The organism is Chimaeribacter coloradensis (genome assembly GCF_002858715.1).
GTDB classification, from domain to species: Bacteria; Pseudomonadota; Gammaproteobacteria; order Enterobacterales; family Enterobacteriaceae; genus Chimaeribacter; species Chimaeribacter coloradensis.
In genome coordinates, this window is record NZ_PJZH01000024.1 from 38,779 (window position 1) to 57,560 (window position 18,782).

14 protein-coding genes are annotated in these 18,782 nt (G+C 63.3%); 12 read left to right on the forward strand and 2 right to left on the reverse strand.

Translation table 11 applies throughout. The features are described from left to right. Nucleotides 1-9: 9 nt before the first annotated feature. Both CYR32_RS17225 and CYR32_RS17230 read right to left on the reverse strand, forming a co-directional pair. On the reverse strand, nt 10-5,574 hold the full coding sequence (locus CYR32_RS17225; RefSeq protein ID WP_101826386.1) for a trifunctional serine/threonine-protein kinase/ATP-binding protein/sensor histidine kinase: 5,565 nt from the start codon (nt 5,572-5,574) through the stop codon (nt 10-12). 43 nt (nt 5,575-5,617) lie between these two features. Next, on the reverse strand, nt 5,618-5,998 hold the full coding sequence (locus CYR32_RS17230) for a response regulator transcription factor (RefSeq protein ID WP_101826387.1): 381 nt from the start codon (nt 5,996-5,998) through the stop codon (nt 5,618-5,620). 250 nt (nt 5,999-6,248) lie between these two features. On the opposite strand from CYR32_RS17230, the gene CYR32_RS17235 reads away from it, so the two are divergent. The 12 genes from CYR32_RS17235 to CYR32_RS21775 form a co-directional block, all read left to right on the forward strand. After that, complete coding sequence (locus tag CYR32_RS17235; RefSeq protein WP_101826388.1) at nt 6,249-7,070, forward strand: alpha/beta fold hydrolase; 822 nt, start codon at nt 6,249-6,251, stop codon at nt 7,068-7,070. 111 nt (nt 7,071-7,181) lie between these two features. Further along, on the forward strand, nt 7,182-8,057 hold the full coding sequence (locus CYR32_RS17240) for a glyoxalase (RefSeq protein WP_165698269.1): 876 nt from the start codon (nt 7,182-7,184) through the stop codon (nt 8,055-8,057). A gap of 513 nt (nt 8,058-8,570) precedes the next feature. After that, the gene (locus CYR32_RS17245; RefSeq protein WP_101826389.1) at nt 8,571-9,263 is read left to right on the forward strand and encodes a hypothetical protein; all 693 of its coding nucleotides are present in this window, start codon (nt 8,571-8,573) and stop codon (nt 9,261-9,263) included. Between the two features lie 228 nt (nt 9,264-9,491). Then, on the forward strand, nt 9,492-9,971 hold the full coding sequence (locus CYR32_RS17250) for an Hcp family type VI secretion system effector (RefSeq protein WP_101826390.1): 480 nt from the start codon (nt 9,492-9,494) through the stop codon (nt 9,969-9,971). A 361-nt stretch (nt 9,972-10,332) separates the two neighbouring features. Continuing rightward, on the forward strand, nt 10,333-10,959 hold the full coding sequence (locus tag CYR32_RS17255; protein ID WP_101826391.1) for a DUF1007 family protein: 627 nt from the start codon (nt 10,333-10,335) through the stop codon (nt 10,957-10,959). Beyond that, nucleotides 10,950-11,960: a nickel/cobalt transporter gene (locus CYR32_RS17260; RefSeq protein WP_101826392.1), complete on the forward strand. Its 1,011-nt coding sequence runs from the start codon at nt 10,950-10,952 to the stop codon at nt 11,958-11,960. Before CYR32_RS17255 ends, CYR32_RS17260 begins: the two co-directional genes overlap by 10 nt. A 129-nt stretch (nt 11,961-12,089) precedes the next feature. Beyond that, nucleotides 12,090-12,911, forward strand: coding sequence for an ATP-binding cassette domain-containing protein (locus CYR32_RS17265; RefSeq protein WP_101826393.1), 822 nt, complete (start codon nt 12,090-12,092; stop codon nt 12,909-12,911). Next, on the forward strand, nt 12,911-13,681 hold the full coding sequence (locus tag CYR32_RS17270) for an ABC transporter ATP-binding protein (protein WP_241523852.1): 771 nt from the start codon (nt 12,911-12,913) through the stop codon (nt 13,679-13,681). The genes CYR32_RS17265 and CYR32_RS17270 overlap by 1 nt, the downstream gene beginning before the upstream one ends. Nucleotides 13,682-13,750: 69 nt before the next feature. Further along, nucleotides 13,751-15,229, forward strand: coding sequence for an ABC transporter substrate-binding protein (locus CYR32_RS17275; RefSeq protein ID WP_241523853.1), 1,479 nt, complete (start codon nt 13,751-13,753; stop codon nt 15,227-15,229). Nucleotides 15,230-15,232: 3 nt separating this feature from the next. Continuing rightward, nucleotides 15,233-17,008: an ABC transporter permease subunit gene (locus tag CYR32_RS17280; protein WP_101826396.1), complete on the forward strand. Its 1,776-nt coding sequence runs from the start codon at nt 15,233-15,235 to the stop codon at nt 17,006-17,008. Between the two features lie 14 nt (nt 17,009-17,022). Beyond that, nucleotides 17,023-17,874 carry a nickel/cobalt transporter gene (locus CYR32_RS17285; RefSeq protein WP_241523854.1) on the forward strand — a complete coding sequence of 284 codons (852 nt, stop codon included), beginning with the start codon at nt 17,023-17,025 and terminating at the stop codon, nt 17,872-17,874. Between the two features lie 300 nt (nt 17,875-18,174). Then, on the forward strand, nt 18,175-18,782 hold a 608-nt coding region (locus tag CYR32_RS21775), incomplete at its 3' end, for a hypothetical protein (protein ID WP_206602464.1).

The window sequence follows — 18,782 nt, forward strand, 5'->3', positions numbered from 1 at the left end:
TCTTATGCTTCACGCCTCTTCCCCCTCTGCCGGCAACACAAAGGTAAAGCAGCTGCCGTGCGGCTCACGGGCGTGGGCGGTGAGTTTGCCGCGGTGGCGTTCGATAATCGCATGGCTGATGGTCAGGCCCATGCCCATGCCCTGTTTTTTGGTGGTGTAGAACGAGTCGAACACCCGCGCCATCACCGCCGGGTCGAGGCCGGTGCCGGTGTCCCGGATGCTGAAGCGCAGATAACCCGGTGCCGGGTTGCTGGAGCAGAGCGTCAGCAGGCGCGGTCGGTCGGTGATGTCGCTCATCGCGTCGATGGCGTTGGCGACCAGGTTCAGCAACACCTGCTGGATCTGCACGCTGTCACCCCAGACAAAGGGCTGCGCCGCCTGTAACCCATACTCCACCACCACCCGCCGCCGCTCCAGCTCACTGCGTGACAGCATCACGATGTGGTGGGCAATCTGGTGCATGTCGACCTGGGCGAAGGCCGGGGCCTGGTTGCGGGTCAGGGATTGCAGGCTGCGGATGATCTCACCGGCGCGCTGGCCCTCGGTGATGATCTCCTCCAGCCCGGCGCGCGCGTTGTCCAGCTGCGCCGGATCGCGGCTCAGCCAGCGCAGGCTGGCCCCGGCATTGGCGACAATCGACATCAGCGGCTGGTTGATCTCATGGGCGATAGAGGCGGTAAGCTGGCCCACGGTGGTAGCGCGCGCCACCCGCGCCAGATCGGCCTGCGCCACGCGCGCGGCATCCTCCGCCTGCCGGTGGGGGGTGATGTCGGTGATGGTGCCGAAATACTCATTCACCTCCGCCCCGGCCTGCACCGGGTCGCCAATCCCCAGCAGGTAACGCACCGCGCCATCCTGGCGGATAATGCGGAACTCGGCGCGCATGGTGACACGGTCACGCACGCTCTCGGTCACCAGCGCACTGATGCGCGGGTGGTCGTCCGCGTGTACCCGCGTCAGGAAATCGGCCATTGAGATCGTTTTCTGGCTGGGCGGCAGCCCAAGGATGCGCCCGTACTCGTCGGAAATCGCCATCAGATCCTGCTGCACCTCCCAGCGCCAGGTGCCGGTGTGGCTGATCTGCTCGCCCAGCATCAGGGAGGTCTGGCTGGCGCGCAGCTCCTTCTCCACCCGGCGGCGCTGGACGTTCTCCTCCAGCAGCTCCGCGTAGAGCCGGGCGGTCTCCAGGGAGACCGCCGCCTGGGACGCCAGAATGCCGATGATTTTGGAGTGCTCTTCGGTGAAGACCTCCGGCATCAGCCGGTTCTCCAGATAGAGCACGCCCACCAGCCGCGCCTGTTTGAACATCGGCACGCACATCACCGCCGCGCCGGAGGTCACCAGATAGGGGTCCTGGCTGAACGGGCTGAACGCGCCCGGCTTGCCGGTGCGGATCTCCTGCCCGGTGCGCATCACCGCTGACAGCACCGACAGCGGCAGATCGGTGGCGTGGGGGGCAGCTTTGACCAGCCGCACCTGCACGCCGCCGGAGGTGGTATCGGCACAGGCCTCAATCTCCGGCAGGTGGTTCTCCGCCACGCGGATCAGGATGCCGCGCTGCGCCCCGGCGCGTTCCAGCAGCATGGTCATCAGGATCTGGATCAGCCGGTCGAGGTTAATCTCTTCAGAGAGCGCGCGGGCCGCGTTGATCACGCTTTGCAGGTCGCGGATCTCCTCATTCTGGGCGAAGGCGATGGTGTCATAGGGTGACGTGTGGCGCGGCACCACCAGATGCGGGTAGAGCCGCTCCAGCCGCCGCACCCTGGCCTGCGCGCCGCAGCGCCCCCAGGCGGCCATCGCCCCGCGGAAATGGGCATCGGCGGCGGTGGGGTAACCGCGCCCCTGCACAAAACGGCCGGAAAGCTCGTGCGCCAGCCCGTTAATGTGGTCAAAGGCCGCTTCGCGCGAGAGCCGGATCGCTTTCTCATACAGTTTCATCGCCAGGCTGTTCTGGCCGTCGAGCCGCGCCAGCTCGGCATAGACCAGCGCCTCTTTGTCGGCGAAGGTGCCGGGGTTGGTGCGCGCCCAGAGCGCCAGTTTGCGGTAATGCGGGTGCAGCCGGCGGCGGTGCGCGGTGGTGATGCTCTCCGGCGTGAGCTGCTGGGTCAGCGCAAGGATGCTGTAGAGGTGGTAGTCGAGCAGGTGGATGTGGCCGGGCGCTGACCAGCTCAGGGTGCCGGCGCGATCCAGGCACGCTTCCGCCTGCGGGAACTCCCCGGTGGCGACGTGCGCCAGCGCCTTGTAGAGCCAGAACCAGAACATCAGCGTCGGCATCGGGTCGCGCGTGGGCGGCAACAGCGTCTCCGGCAGGAAGCCGTCGGCGGTGTAGGGGGCGGTGCCGGGGTCGCGCAGGTGCTCAACCAGATGCCGCTGGATCAGCAAAATGGTCTCGACATCCTGGAAATGCGCCTTGCGCACAAACGCCAGCCCGCGGTCGATGCTGGTCAGCACGCCGTCCAGATGGTCGCCGCGCGTCAGGAAGTTAATCACCTGGTGGCAGGTGGCGAAGCAGGCGGAGGTGAGGTCGCCGTGGGCTACACCCGCGGTAAAGCAGGCTTTGGCGCACTCCACGGTAAAGGCCAGGGGCTGCGTCCAGACGCTGAGCTGGTCGAGCGGCAACAGGATCCTGGCCTCGGCGCTGAGGTAGCGGTGGCGGCTCACCAGATCCCGCGCCAGCAGGCCATAGCGGAAACCGCCCTGATAATCCTCATACCGCTGGCCGATCAGCACCCCAAACCAGGCCAGCGCAGTGGCCCCGGCCCCGGTCATGCCGTGGTCGAGCGTCAGGTGCAGCATCCGGCAGAGGATCAGGAAATGCAGGCGCGGGCAGCAGAACCCGGCGAAAATCCCGGCACTGGCCAGCAGGTTCATCACCGCTTCGGTATCAGGGTCTTGCATCAGGGGCAGGGCGTTAAAGCACCCGGCCGGATCGCTGCCGACCCGCGCCAGCAGCGCGTCACGGGCGGCATCACACTGGGCGGCATCCGGGTGGCGGCTGAGCGTGATGCCGAACACCTCCAGCCAGGCCAGCGCCGTCTCCAGCGCCTGCCGCCGGTGCGACTGCCGCATATGGATCTCTGCCAGCAGGCAGGCGGCCACCGCCTTCTCCGCCAGCCCGCCGGGCTGACCGGCCAGGCGGGTGCAGAGCCGGGCGGCGGTGGCGAGGTTGCCGAGCAGGAATTCGCACTCCGCCTCCTCCAGATCCAGCGTGAAGGTCAGGCGGTGATCGTCCGGCTCCGCGGGGCTGGCCAGCGCCCGGGCGGTGCGCAGGTAGCCCAGCGCGGAGACCGAATCCCCGGTGCGTTTCGCCCGCTGCGCCGCCAGCAGGCTCAGCTCGCGGAACATCCGGCGCTGCGGCGGGCCGACGGCATCCAGCGCCGAGGCCACATGGTGCACGGCCCGGAACAGTGTGTCGTTGCCGCCCGCCTGTTGCGACATCTCCGCCAGCAGGCGGGCAGCGGTAAGGTGCAGGTGGCTCTTCTCCGCCGGGCCGAGCAGGGCAAAGGCCGCCTCCTGCACCCGGCTGTGGGTAAAAGCGTACTCATTCACTGACAGCGTAATCAGCTGCGCGGCCACCGCCGGGTGCAGCATCCGGTGCGTCTCGGCAGGCTCGGTGCCGAGCACGCGGTTAAGCAGCGCCAGGTTGCCCGCGCCACCCAGGCAGGCCAGGCTGCCGAGCAGTGTCCGGGTGTCGGGCGGCATCTGCGCCAGCTTTGCCAGTACCCTCCCGGCGACATTCTCGGTGTAGTGGCGGGCGCGGATGGCGGAAAGATCGTAATGCCACTTCTTATGCTGCGCATGGTGCGACACCAGCCCATCTTCCACGATGCATGTCACAAACTGCTTCACGAACAGCGGGTTGCCGCCGGTTTTTTCATGGATCAGCGCCGCCAGCGGGGCGATACCGGCGGCGCGGGTCTGGAAGGCGTCCGCCAGCCAGCGCGTGACCCCTTTCACCGTCAGCGGCTCGGGGCGGATTTCGGTGACCCGGGCGGCCACGGCCCGCAGCCCGGCCGGCGGCGCGGTGCCGGCCTCGTCGCGACAGGCCACCACCAGCAGCAGCGGCAGGGCGGCGCTGTTGCCCATCACATGCTCCAGCAGTTGCAGGCTGGCTGCATCCACCCAATGGACGTCATCAATCAGTAGCACCAGCGGGCAGCAGGGCGCGGCGAACGCCTTGATCAGGCAGAGCATCATATGGTTAAAGCGTGCGCGGGCGTCGATGGAGAGCGTATCCGCCGGTATCCATGAGGTGTGCGCCAGCAGCAGGCCCAGCTCCGGCACCAGGTTTACCGCCAGCCCGGCATAACTGCCGAGCGCCTGGCTGAGCCGCGTTTTCCAGCGGGCGATCTCCGCTGACGGCAGCCCAAGGATATGCAGCGCCAGAGACTGGAATGCTGACGTCAGCACGGCATAGGGCAGCGACGGGTGGTACGGGTCGGCTTTGCCCACCGCCAGCAAGGCGGGGTGATGCTGCAACCCCGCCAGCGCCGAGGCGATCAGGGAGGATTTCCCGCTCCCGGCAGGGCCGCTGATCACCACCAGCGCGTGGGTGCCGCTGTGGCTCACCTCATCAAAAGCCGCGAGCAGCGCCCGGCTCTGCGGGTGGCCGGTGAACAGGGTGTCGGAGAGGTGCAGCGCCCCGGCGCGATCCTGCAACCCCAGCGTAAAGGGGGCGAGCTCGCCGGTCACGGTCACGGTGGCGCGGCAGCGGCGCAGGTCAGCCATCAGCCCTTCGGCCGTCTGGTAACGGCTCTCCGGCGACTTCGCCAGCAGCCGCAGAATAAGGGCAGAGAGAATGCCCGGAATGCCGGGGCGCACCCGGTGCGGCAGCCGCGGCTCCGAGGCGATATGGTGATGGACCCACTCCGCCTGCCCGCCTTCGCTGAGGTCAAACGGCAAACTGCCGGTAAGCAGCTCATACAGCACGATGCCGAGGCTGTAGAGATCGCTGCGCGCGTCCACGGCGCGCCGGGTGCGGGCGGCATGTTCCGGTGACATATAGGCCAGCGTCCCGCCCGCGGCTGCAACCGTGGTGGGCGCGCCGGTGCCGGGCGTGCCGGACGCCAGCCCGAAGCCGCCCAGGCGGCAACTGCCGTCATTGTTGATAAACAGGTTGGCGGGCTTGATGTCCCCGTGGACGAGGCCGTGCCGGTGCATCTGCAACAGCGGCTCGCAGAGGCTCAGCGCCAGATCCAGAAACGCGGGGATAGCCGCCGCCGGGGCGCCGGTGACCCGCGTCAGGGTGTCGAACGGGAAGGGCAGGTAGAGCAGCGCATAGCGCCCGTGATAGAGGGTGCTGGCGACCGGGGCCACCGCCCAGCCGCTGCCGAGCCGGCCGCGCAGGGCAAACTCATTTTTCAGCAGCAGCGTTGCCTGCGGCTCCGCCTCTTCACCGGCGGCGGTGGCGAGGATGCATTCGCGCCCGGTGACCAGGTGGCGGCACCAGAACCAGGCGAGGCAGCCCTCCTGCGCCAGCGGCATGTAAACCACGCTCTCATCCAGGGCAAACGCCTGGACACCGGCCTGGTCATCAACGGCAGGCCAGGCGGCCTGGGGCGCGTTATTACTCATCGGACTCCTCCGGGGGCACCGCGCCCTGCGGGGCGGCAAGCCGTCAACCGCCGGGCTTCCCGCGGGAGAGCACGCGCTGAATATGTTCCAAAAGTGTATCAATATTGATGGGTTTACGTAAAAAAGCAACGGCCCCGAGAGCAAGGGCCGCGTTTTGCATCGTTTCATCACCATGGCCGGAGATAAAAATCACCGGCGGCGGGGCCGGGCAGCGTAACAGGTGCGCAAACAGCGCAAACCCGTCCATCCCGGTGAGCTTCACATCGATGATCGCCAGTACCACCGCCGGCACGGCGCGGGCCTGCAGAAACGCCTCCGCCGACGCGAACCCCTCCACCGCATAGCCTTCCGACCGGAGTAAGTTACTCAGCCCGCTGCGGACGGCGGGTTCATCATCAATCACGGCAATACACGGCGGGGTCATTCCGGCGTCCTCTTACATGCAACGTCAACACGACGGGGCGGGGCGGGCCGGAACCCTGTCTGCCTGTCAGCCTGCATAATACGGCGCGCGTGATGGGTGCACCATTATCTCTAGGTATACCTATCCCTACGTATAACTAGACGCTGCGCAACCGTGCTGACCATAATCCGGGCACAGGCGTTTCATGCCCCCGACGTGTTATTCAGGCTGTGTTATCCAAACCGTTACTCAACACTTTCAGGAGATTCCCATGAGCACCATCACCACCCAAGACGGCACGCAGATTTATTACAAAGACTGGGGCACCGGCAAGCCGGTGCTGTTCAGCCATGGCTGGCCGCTGGATGCCGACATGTGGGACAGCCAGATGAACTTCCTGGCCGAGCGCGGCTACCGCGCCATCGCGTTTGACCGCCGCGGCTTCGGCCGTTCAGACCAGCCGTGGGAAGGGTATGACTACGACACCTTCGCCTCCGACATCAACGACCTGATCACCGCGCTTGATCTCAACGAGGTGACGCTGGTGGGCTTCTCGATGGGCGGCGGGGATGTGACGCGCTACATCGGCCGTTACGGCAGCGACCGCGTGGCGGGGCTGGCGCTGCTGGGGGCGGTCACGCCGATTTTCGGCAAAACCGGCGATCACCCGCAGGGCGTGGATCAGAGCGTGTTCGACGGCATCATAGATGGCCTGCGCAAAGACCGCGCGCAGTTTATCAGCGATTTCGCCACCCCGTTCTACGGCCTGAATGCCGGCCAGAAAGTCTCTGAAGGCGTGCTGACCCAGACGCTGAACATTGCACTGCTGGCGTCGCTGAAAGGCACCCTCGACTGCGTGACCGCCTTTGCAAAGACTGACTTCCGTGACGACATCAAAAAAGTCGACGTGCCGGCGCTGGTGATCCACGGCAGCAATGACCAGATCGTGCCGTTTGAAGCCACCGGTAAGCTCTCTGCAGAACTGATCCCCGGTGCCGAGCTGAAAGTCTACGACAACGGCCCGCACGGCTTTGCCGCAACCCATCAGGACCAGCTTAACGAAGACCTGCTGGCGTTCCTGCAATCCCGCTGATCCAGCCTGAAGGGGGGCCGCCCGGCTCCCCCTGTTTTTTTCTGCCTACCGATGGCGCCCTGCGCCCGGCCTGCCCGCGCCGGGAAGGGCGCGAAAAACAGGAAGACGATAATGCACAGAACCCGATTTGGTGCCCTTTCCCTGACGCTCGCCGTGCTGGCCAGCCCGGCCGCCTGGGCCGCTGAGAGCCTGGCGGTGGGCGCGCAGTATGACACCACCCATGTTTACGTGCAGCCCGGCAAAATGGACGATTTCGTCAACAGCCTGCTGCATACCTTTGGCGGCAAAGCGACCAAACGCATCACGGCGGATGTCACGCCGACGCCCAGCGAGACGCTCTCCCAACTGGTGTTGACGCCGGTCGGCAGTTTCTCCGTTTTCGATTTCAAGACCCCCGCGCCTTACCCGTTCGGCGATGAGCGCAACGGCTTTCTGGTGCGTGATATGGATGCGGCGGTGGCGCAGGCCAAAGCGGCCGGGGCCGACGTGCTGGTGGAGCCGTTCCCCGACCCGATCGGCCGCGACGCGGTGGTGCAGTGGCCGGGCGGCGTCAATATGCAGCTCTACTGGCACACCACCGCGCCCAGCTACGCCCCGCTGAGCAGCGTGCCGGAGAACCGCGTCTACCTGTCACGCTACCGCGTGGAGGATTTCATCCGCAGCTACCAGCAGTTTTCACAGGGCAAGGTTGACCGCGACCAACAGGTCAGCGCCGCAGTGATTGGCGGAACCCGCGGCACCGTCCGCGAAGTGGATCTCTCCTCCACCTTCGGCAAGGTCAGGATTTTCGTCACCGACGGCCACCTGCCGTACCCGTTCGGCCATGAACGCACCGGTTACGGTGTCACCGATCTCCAGCAAACCCTGGACAAGGCGCTGGCCAGCCACGCCAAAATCCTCTGGCGCGCCCCTGAAAAGAGCGACCCGTTCGCAATGGTTGAGTTCCCCGGCGGGTATATTGCAGAGATTCATCAGGTGAAGGGGTAAAGGGGTAAGGGCATGACACCCCTTACGCAGTGACGTGCGCGAGGGGTAAAGGGGGGACGCCCCGATGCCTGCGCTCATAAACATATACCGGCGGGATCAGGATGTAATTACCTCTATAGCGAAGCCTGTTAAGCGCGGTATGCCCAATATCTGCCAATCTATACTCGATGGTAAGCAAGCCGCTCAGGCGATTCCTTTGCATTTCTCAGATTTGATAAAAGTTGCGGGGCTACCCGACAGATCATTGAATGGATGAACCTTTCAGCCGGCTGCGTGACAGAGGCTGTAAACCCTGTATTCAGCGCGCCGGCATCTAAAGCCACGACCCGCTACCACCCGCCCGAGCGCCAGCGTATCAGGTAACCCCCCTTTTGCCCGGTGTATCGACGGGCTTTTAAAAGCTCAGTCTATACACGCCTTAATAAAGCAGTGAAGCAAGTCACAATGCTCTCAAAATAACAGGCGTAGACTTTATATTTGAATGGGTAATGTGAATATTAACAAGGAGTGGTGATGTATTTTAACAATGAAGTTACGCGTTATCTGCAAAGTAATAAAATACTCGCGTTAAAGCTTGATCATGCTTTGGCTGCGGTCAGAGGAAAGGCAGGTGAACAACTCCTCTTATTAGAAAAAGGCGCCACCCGGTTAATTTATTACACATCGTGTTTTACTGATGAGTACCAGGATGTCTGCAAAAAGCAAAAGACAGAGGATATAAGATTCGGGAATGCGGTTGTTAAGCTTTTGCAAAACACTGATGTTGTTAAGGAGATGCTAAAAATATATTTCGATGAGATATTTAAATACAAATCATCGCAACAACTTGAACATATAAAAGAGATGCTTTTGGCTGCAAGCGTTCATATTGCCGCCAGCAACCTGACCGGGGCGGGGTTTTCTCTGGCTGTGGCGACTACCGTTTGTGTTGGGATGAATTTAAGCCTCGAAATAAGCGCCGCCACAGGGCGCGCTGCTGGATTTTCCGCCGCTGCGGTTACATCCTATGGCATCATCCAGAACGCGGCAGATAGCGCCCGTCGATTGCACGTTACATTTCCCGCCTATTATGCAGCCTTATATGCGCAAGAATTGGAAATGATGTATTTCCTCATTGAACCGTTGCTTGAACGTTCTGGTGCTCTTCACGCACAAGGCGCATCAGATTCAGATGTCGTGAATATCATCAGCCGAATGATCCGGTAGATATTATGGAATTCCTAAAGAAACTACTACTATCGCAATGTAAGTTTTTATTCTGGCTGTATGGCCCATTATTTGCAGTCATTGCATTTGCATTAATTCAGCGGTGGCTTTTTCCTGAAAGCCCAATATGGCCAACAGACGTATTTGCCATATTTATGGTTGTTGTAGTTGCCCGGTATAGCCGGTAATTAACCGTGAAAACAGCCCGCCCATATATAAGGAAAGTAGATGTCTACTCCAGCACATTTATGGCTTGAAGATGAACATGGTTCACCTATCGTTGGTGGCTGCATAATGCCGCAGCGCTCAGGCTCCATCGAATTAAAATCATTTTCCCACGGAATAACTATCCCGGTAGATAAATCCTGGGGAAAACTGACAGGTACCCGCGTTCACCAAAATATCGTCGTTGTTAAAGAATTCGACCACACTACGCCTATTCTCTATCGCGCGCCCTGTGAAGGACGTACCTTAAAAAAAGCGCTGTTTAAGATGTACCGGATTCTGGATTCAGGCATTGAGTCTGAATATTTCAACATCATCCTGGAAAACGTTAAAATCACGACTATTTCACCGTATCTTTCCCCCAATGGTTTAAGCAGTACACATTTAGAAACGCTCGAATTGCGTTATGAGGCCATCACCTGGAAATGCACAGAAGGAAACATCATCTATCGTGACTCCTGGAATAATCTCGCTATTGCCTGATACCCTTCCCAGATACCCCAGCTAACTTCAACAACGCGCCCTGCAGAGGGCGCTTTTGCTATGCACGCTGATAAGGGATCATGCATGAAAGTCTCTCGTAAAATGATGACATTCTTCACTGCTGTTGCGCTTCGGCTTCCCGTTCCGCCTGCCGGGCGGCGAGCAGGGCAACCACCCAACACACTGGCGCTGTCAATTGCAGCGGCCACACCATGAAAGCGAGTGCGGCGTTCGCCGGAAACAATAGTGCCCGGCTCGCCGCATTTGGGACAGTACGTAGTCTTATCGCCCGCGCTTGCCACCTTTGCCCGGAGCCTATATTGTCCGCCCTTGTGGTTAACAACAAGGACGCCGTGACACGATGCGACTCACTTACCTGCCCCTGCTGCTGTCGGCCTGTGCGCCGCTGGCCTGGGCGCACCCGCACAGTTTTATCACCATGCAGGCGACGCTCCTTGAGCAGGATGCGCAGCTCACCGGCGTGCGTATGCGCTGGACAATGGATGAGATCACCTCAGCCGATCTGCTGTATGACGCCGGGGACGCGCCGCCTGACTCGGAGGTGTGGAAAAAGCTCGCTGCCGAGGTGATGGCCAACGTGCTGGGCCAGCACTATTTCACCGAGTTCTATCACGACGGACAGCGGGTCAGGTTCCATAACCTGCCGCCCGCTTACCGCCTGTTGCGCGACGGGCACAAGGCGGTGCTGGAGTATGTGTTGCCGCTGGCCGCGCCGCAGCCGCTGAAGGGGCAGACCTATACGTTCTCGACATTTGACCCGACCTATTTTGTCGATATGCATTACGACAATGCCACCAGCCTGCACCTGCCGCCGGAGATGGCAGCCTGCACCCTCACGCTGGATACTCCCACGCCTGACGCCTCGCTACAGAACTATGCGCTGTCGCTGGATAAAGCCGACGCCCCGCCGGAAGACATGGATCTCGGCCGCCAGTTTGCCCAGAAGGTCACCCTGACATGCCAATAATCTCCCAGACCCCGGTGTTGCGCCGCCACCGCTGGCTTCAGATCTGGCCGCTGCTGTTACTGGCCGGGGTGCTGCTGCTGGGCGGGTTGTGGCTGATGCACCTCTGGCCCTCGCTGTTGTGGCAGGGCACCCAGTGGCAGCGCAGCCTGAACGGCCAGATCGCCGCGCTGATGCAGCAGGTCAGGGCGGAGCCGCAGCGCGCCGGGGGCATCCTGGTGCTGTTCAGCCTGCTGTACGGCATCCTCCACGCCGCCGGGCCGGGGCACGGCAAGCTGGTGCTCACCACCTATCTGGCGACCCACCCGTCACGGCTGAAAAGCAGCCTGCGCCTCACCTTTGCCGCGTCACTCTTGCAGGGCAGCGTGGCGGTCGGGCTGGTTACGCTGCTGCTCGGTGTGTTCGAACTCTCCTCACGCCAGTTGCACCAGAGCAGTTTCTGGCTGGAGCGCGGCAGCTACCTGCTGGTGATGGGGCTGGGCATCATGCTGGTGGTGCGGGCGGCACGGGCGCTGCACCGCCAATGGCAGAGCCTGCGCCAGCCGTTCCGGGCGCTGCGGCCTTTGCATCCCGAGCCGCACGTGCATGACGAACAGTGCGGCTGCGGCCACCGCCATCTGCCGTCCGATGAGGCGCTGGCGGCGGCGGGAGACTGGCGCACCCGCGCCGCGCTGGTGCTGTCGATGGGGCTGCGGCCCTGCTCCGGGGCGATCATGATGCTGCTGTTCGCCAAGGTGATCGGCGCCTACCTCTGGGGCGTGGTGGCGGCGTTTGTGATGGCGTTCGGCACTTCGCTCACCATCTCGCTGCTGGCGCTGGGGGTGCACAGCATCCAGCGGCTGCTGATGCGCAGCGCACGCAGCGGCCCGGCCCCCGCCTGGCGCAAGGTCGGCCGCGCCACCCTGACGCTGGCCGGGGGGCTGCTGCTGCTGGCCGCCGGGCTGTTCCTCTGGTTCAGCGCCCAGCCCGGGCTGACCGGCAGCGGTAACCCGCTGTTACGCTAATCACCTTCAGGGAGGCTCAGCCTCCCTTTTTTACGCCCCGCGCCTGCCTTCCTCCTGTACAACAGTTGCATTATCTGATGACAAATTGTTATGTTATTACATATCAGGTCATAAATAAGGGCAGACGTTTTGGCGGACGGACACGCAGAGGTACTGGTTGTCTCCGATTTTTCACTGGCAATTGCAGGGGAGGAAAAGCTCGCGCACCTCTCCTTCACCCTCCGGGCGGGAGAGCGGGTCGCGCTGATTGGCGCGTCCGGCTGCGGGAAATCCCTGACGGCAGGCGCGCTGATCGGCCTGTTGCCGGCGGGTGCCCAGTGGCACGGCAGCCTGCGCCTTAACGGGCATGAGGTCGCCGGTCTCCACCCGGCCAGGCGGCACGCCCCGCAGCGGGCGGCTGCGATTTTTCAGGACTCCGCCTCCGCGCTGAACCCGCTGGTCACCGTCGGCAAACAGCTGATGATGGTGCCCGCTGATCTGCCGGGCGATGCCGCCGCCCGGGCGGCGTTGCTGTTGCGCGACGTGGGGTTTGACGACCCCGCCGCCATCCTGCCGCGCTACCCGGCACAGCTCTCCGGCGGCCAGCGCCAGCGGGTCTGCATCGCCCTGGCGCTGGCCTGCCGCCACCGGCTGGTGGTGGCGGATGAACCCACCACCGCACTGGATCTCGCCACCCAACAGCATGTGGTGGAGGCGCTTTCGCGCCTGAGCGCCCAGCCGTCACCGCCCGCGCTGCTGTTTATCACCCATGACATCGCGCTGGCGGCCCACCTGTGCCAACGCGCGCTGGTGATGGTGCAGGGCCGGATCGTCGAGCAGGGCGCCTTTGAGCAGCTCACCCGCTACCCCCAACACCCCTACACCCGTGAGCTGGTGGAGGCGGCCCGGCGCGCCGGTGAGGCGATCACACCGCCGCCCCCGGCGGCCGCCCCGGTGAGGGCGCTGGGATGATGCCCTTCCTGACCATGGACAAGGTGAGCTACCGCCTGCCGCACAGCGCGCGGCCGCTGCTGCATGACGTCACGCTGCATATGCAGGCGGGGGAGCGCATCGGGCTGGTGGGGCGCTCCGGCAGCGGCAAATCAACGTTGCTGAACCTGCTGCTGGCGCTGATACCGGCCACTCAGGGGGAGATTGACTGCTTACAGCAGCCGGTGCGCCCCGGCCCGGTCAGGGCGCTGCGCGACTATCGCCGCCGCGTGCAGTACATCCCGCAGAACCCGGCCACCAGCCTGCACCCGCAGATGCGCGTCAGCGAGCTGCTGCATGAGCCGTTGCGCCGGTTGGGCGATGAGCGTGACCCGCAACGGCGCATCGCCGACGTGCTGGACCAGGTCGGGCTGAGCAGCCACACCGCGCACCAGCTCGCCGGGCAGCTCTCGGGCGGCCAGGCGCAGCGGGTGGCGATCGCCCGGGCGCTGATCCTGCGGCCGCAATTTCTGCTGGCCGATGAGCCGGTCAGCAGCCTGGATCTGCCGCTGCGTGAGCAGATCACGGCGCTGTTCGCCCAACTGGCAGCCGAAACCGGCATGGGGATGCTGATGGTCTCCCATGACATCCGCTGCGTGGCGGCGCTCTGCCCCCGGATGGTGGTGCTGGAGCAGGGGGAGATTGTGGAAGATCGCCCCACCGCGCAGCTCCTGGCCGACCCGGCCCACCCCGTTACCCGCGCCCTGCTGGCGGCGGTTCCCCGGCTGACGGCGTCACGCCGCGCCTCCTGAAAAATGAAAAGGATAACCCCTGTGAATACCCCGTTTTTTACCCTGCCCAGAGCCGGGTTACTGGCCGGTATGCTGCTGCTGTCAGGCTGTTTCAATGAGCCACCCCCGGAAACACAGGAGGAGGATGGGCCGCGGATCCGGCTGGCGATGCTCCAGCCGCCCCGTTCCGGGCTGACGCCGCTGAGCGATGACGCGTTCAAGCTCTCCCGCTGGCGCACCGCGGAAACGCTGGTGACGCTGGATGCGCTGGGCGAGGCACAACCGGCGCTGGCGACCCACTGGCAACAACTCGATGCGCAGCGCTGGCGCTTTACCCTGCGCGAAGGCGTGCAGTTCCATGACGGCAGCGCCCTGACGGCGGCCAGCGTGGTGAATGCGCTGACCACCGCCGCCCATGCCGCCCCGAAACCGCGCATTCTGGATGGCGTGACCCTGGAGGCCGTGGCTGACGGCGGCCACAGCGTCATCATCACCACTGCCCGGCCCGACCCGCTGATCCCGCAGCGGCTCTCCAGCCCGCAGCTCGCCATCCTCGCGCCCGCTGCCTACGGCAAAAACGGCGTGGTCAACCCGGTGAAGGCCGGTACCGGGCCGTTTGTGCTGACCAGCGTGACCGGCACCAGCAGCGCCCGCCTTGAGCGGTTTGAGGGCTACTGGGGGGAGAAAGCGCGCGCAGCGGGTATCGACGTCGCCTTTGTGCCGGACGGCACGGCGCGCGCCGCCGCCCTGCGTACCCACAGCGCGGACATCGTTGAAGCGGTGCCGGTGTCACAGGTGGCGCTGCTCGACCCGGCACTGGTGCATGAGGTGCCGATGCCGCGCACCAATACCCTCTACCTCAACACCCGCACCGGCCCGTTCCGCGATGCGGCACTGCGGGCGGCGGCGCGTGAGGCGCTTGACCGGCAACCGCTGATCGATAACGTTTACGAACGGCGCGCCGACCGGGCTGAGGGGCTGCTTGGCCCGGCGCTGCCCTGGGCGGCCGCACTGCGCCAATCGGTAGCGGCTCCCACCGCGGCCGCTGCGCCCAACGGGGCGACGATCACCCTGGCGACCTTCAGCGACCGCGCCGAACTGCCGGAAGTGGCGACCTACCTCGCCCAGCAGCTCAGCGCCGCCGGGTTCACCGTGAAGCAGGTGGTGCGGGAGTACGCGCACATTGAGGCGGATGCGCTGGCGGGCAAGTTTGATGCCTTTATCCTGTCGCGTGCCACGGTGCTGGACTCGGGCGACCCGGTCGCGTACCTCTACAGCGACTTCGCCTGCAAAGGGTCGTTCAACATTGCGCAGCTCTGTGATGCCCGGATCGACCAGGCGCTGGAGCAGGCGGCGGCCATCCCGGCCGGGGCTGAGCGGCGGCAGGCGATCATGGCCGCTGAGCGGCTGATCCTCGCCTCGGACGCCGCCCTGCCGCTGCTGCATGAGCGGGTGATTCAGGGGGAGGCGGCCAATGTGCGCGATGCGGCGCGCGACCCGCGTGAGCGGATGCTGGTCACCGCAGAGACCACGCTGATGACAGCTGGCACGACGCAGGCGGCAGACTAAGAGATGCGGCTTTTCCATACAGATACCCTGCTGCCGCTGCTCTCCCGCACCGTTACGCTGGGCGCGATGGTGGCGCTGGTCGGCATGTTGCCGTGGCTCTCCGGCCATGACCCGGCGCTGGCACTGCTGCGGGCGCGGTCGGGCGATCAGGAGGCGACACCCGAGACGCTCAACGCCATCCGCGACGCGCTGGGGCTGGATCAGGGGCCGCTGGCACTGTTGCAGCAGTGGCTGCTCGGTCTGCTGCACGGGGACGCCGGTAACTCCTGGGTCTCCGGCCGGCCGGTCGGGCCGGGCATGCTCCAGGCGGCGGGCGTCTCCCTGACGCTGATGGCTTTCGCCCTGCTGGTGGCGACGCTGGTGGCCGGGGCAATCTGCCTGCGGCCGTTCCTCGCCGGGCTGGCGGGGCGGGGGCGGCGGCCTGCCGGTGCCTTGCCCGCCATGCTGACCGCCCTGCCGGAGTTTCTGCTGGCGTCCCTGCTGCTGCTGGTGGGCGCGGTCTGGCTGCGTCTCTTTCCGCCTTTTGGCTGGCAGAGCCTGCACCATGCGCTGCTGCCGGCGCTGGCACTGGGCATCCCGGCCGGGGGGCTGCTTGGGCGGCTCTTTTCCGATGCGTTCGCCGCCACTTTCCATGAAACCTGGCTGCTGACCTGGCAGATGGCCGGGGTATCCCGCGGGCGGATCGCCCGGGCGGTTTTCCTGCGTAGTCTGCCGGGCCTGCTGCCGCAGGTCGGGCTGGTGGTGATCGGCCTGACCGGCGGGGCGATGGCGGTGGAGAAGGTATTCGCCATTCCGGGGCTGGGGCGCGCCACCCTTGGTGCGGTGGCCGCGCAGGATCTCCCGGCGCTGCAGACCGGCCTGCTGATGCTGTTGCTGCTGGCGTGCGCGGCGGGCGTGGCGGCCAACCTGATGCGGCGCGTGTTGCTCGGCCCGGCGCTGCATGCTGGGGCGCTGCCGGTGGCTGCCCCGGAAACTGCAGGGCCGCGCGGGGCGTGGGCCGTGCCGCTGGCGTGCGCGGCGCTGCTGCTGCTGATGGTTATCACCGGACTGTCGCGTGACCCTGTCACGCCGATGTTTATGCGCCTGCAAGCCCCGGGCTGGGATCTGCCGTTCGGCGCGGATGCCACCGGGCGCGATCTGCTGGCGCGGGTGGCGCACGGCGCGCTGCACACCTGTGCACTGGCGCTGGGGGTGACCCTGGCCAGCCTGCTGCTCGGCATGCTGGCCGGGCTGTTCCCGCGCCTGAGCAGCGGCCCGGTGGAGGCCGCCAACGCCATGCCGCCGGTGATCGCCGGGCTGGTGGTGGCGGCGATCAACGGCCCGACCGCCGGGGGCGCGGCGCTGGCAGTGCTGGCCACCAGCTGGGCACCGCTGGCGGCGCATACGGCAGCGCTGGTCAGCGAGATCAACGCCCAGCCGCATATCCGCATCCTGCCGGTGCTGGGCGTCGGCCCGTGGCGACGTACCCTGCGCTATCTGTTGCCTGCCCTGAGCGGGCCGCTGCTGCGCCATGCGATGTTGCGGCTGCCGGGGACAGTGCTGGCGCTGGCGGCGCTGGGCTTTCTGGGGCTGGGCGCGCCGCCGCCCGCGCCGGAGTGGGGGCGGGTGCTGGCCGAGGGGATGCCCTACCTCGAACGCGCCCCCTGGGCGGTGCTTGCGCCCGGCGGCGCGCTGATCCTGTTTTCGGTGCTGGCGGTCACCACTGCCGGGCTGGCAGGGCGGCGCAAGCGGGCGCGGGCAGCTATAGTCAACAGGTCAACGGTTACCGGGACTGCCTGATGAAAAGTCTGTTAATGAAAACCCCGCCTGCCGCGTTCGGCCTGCTCGCGGCCGGGGGCCTTATCCTGGCGCTGTTCAGCCACTACTGGGCGGACTTCGTGCAGGCCTGCATCAATGTGCAGATCTACCTGCACCGCTATCTGGTGCTCTATCTGTTGCAGCAGCATAACCATCAGGCCGGCGGGGGGCTGATGCTGGTGCTGTGCAGCTTTCTCTACGGCGTGCTGCATTCGGTGGGGCCGGGCCACGGCAAATTCGTCATCACCACCTATCTGGCGACCCACCGGCAGCAGCTGAACCGCAGCCGGGTCATTACCCTGCTCGGCAGCCTGATGCAGGGCGTGGTCGCCATCCTGTTTGTGGTGGTGCTGGCGGTGCTGTTTAATTTTTCGATGGGTGACCTCAGCCGCAGCCGCTACTGGGTGGAGAAGATCAGCGCGCTGCTGATTGGCGCTTTCGGGCTGGTGCTGATGCTGCGGGCGGCGGGGGTGACCCTGCGTGGCCGGCCGGATCGGGCGTGCGGCTGCGGCCACGCCCACCCGCCGGGCGGGCAACACGCCCTGTGGGTGATCGCCGCGATAGGGTTCCGGCCGTGCAGCGGCGCGATCCTGATTCTGGTGTTTGCCAATGCGCTCGGCACCGCGCTGGCGATTACGCTGCTGGCGACCTTCGTCCACCATGCCCGCGAGCGCGCCCGCGAGCGGATCATCGCCTCGCCGGAGGGGCTGGCAGGGCGCGCGCTGCCGCACCTGGCGCGCGGCGTGATGATGTGCGGCGGCCTGCTGCTGATGCTGTTTGCGCTGGTGCTGTTTACCTCGGTGATCCCGGTCAGTGCCAACGGGGACTTCATCGCCGCCGGGTGCTGAGGGGATAAAAAAAGGGCGGCCACCGGCCGCCCTTGTATTACTGATACACTGTAATAAACAAAAAATAGTTTATTTTTCATTAAAAAAACTAGATTTATAAATTATTATCACAATAAAATTATCAATAGTAGTCAAAAAGGCTAGCGCTTATAATAAATAATCACCTAAGTACATCTTAATAAGATGGATTTTAATATTTGTTGTAAATCAAACCTTTTCCTTTCATAGCTTTGACAAGCTCAGTAAATTTACACTAATTATAATGAAAGATTTAATGAATTTCAGTTTGCGAGAAAAATCATGTTGCAGATCCTGGATTTATTAAAAAATTACCTTCATACTATCATCCTTATTTTATCCAACCCAATCAACTCTTTTTGTGAAATATTAATGTCTGACGCTAGATTAAAAGATTGCTTTAATATAGCTCTGTTGTTTTGTTTTATCGGATTAAGTGTGGGTTACTCAATATCGACTGATGGAAGTTTTCAAGTGCAGCTATTATTTTTGCTTGTTATTCCTTTGCTTTTATATATTTTAGCGATTAAAATATCATGGGTAGTTGTAAATTCAAAAGTGTCTATGGATATTATTATATGTCAATCTTTAATATTTATTGGGTTGAACTGTTTAATTATGTCGATTGGATATTCCTTTGGGATGTTCGCGTTGCGAATATATAACTTACCGTTATATAATTTTATTATGAATAATAATGCCTTCACCATCAGTTATTCTTTATTACATCATGCAGATGTATGGGAAAGGAATTTTATTAGCAACAATGGATTGAAATATTTTATTCTTTTTTGTTATTTATCAATATTTATATGTTTTATATATTGGATATTGATTTCTGTTGGCGTAGCTAAGCGTATTGGATTGAAATGGTGGAGGGGTTTCATTTC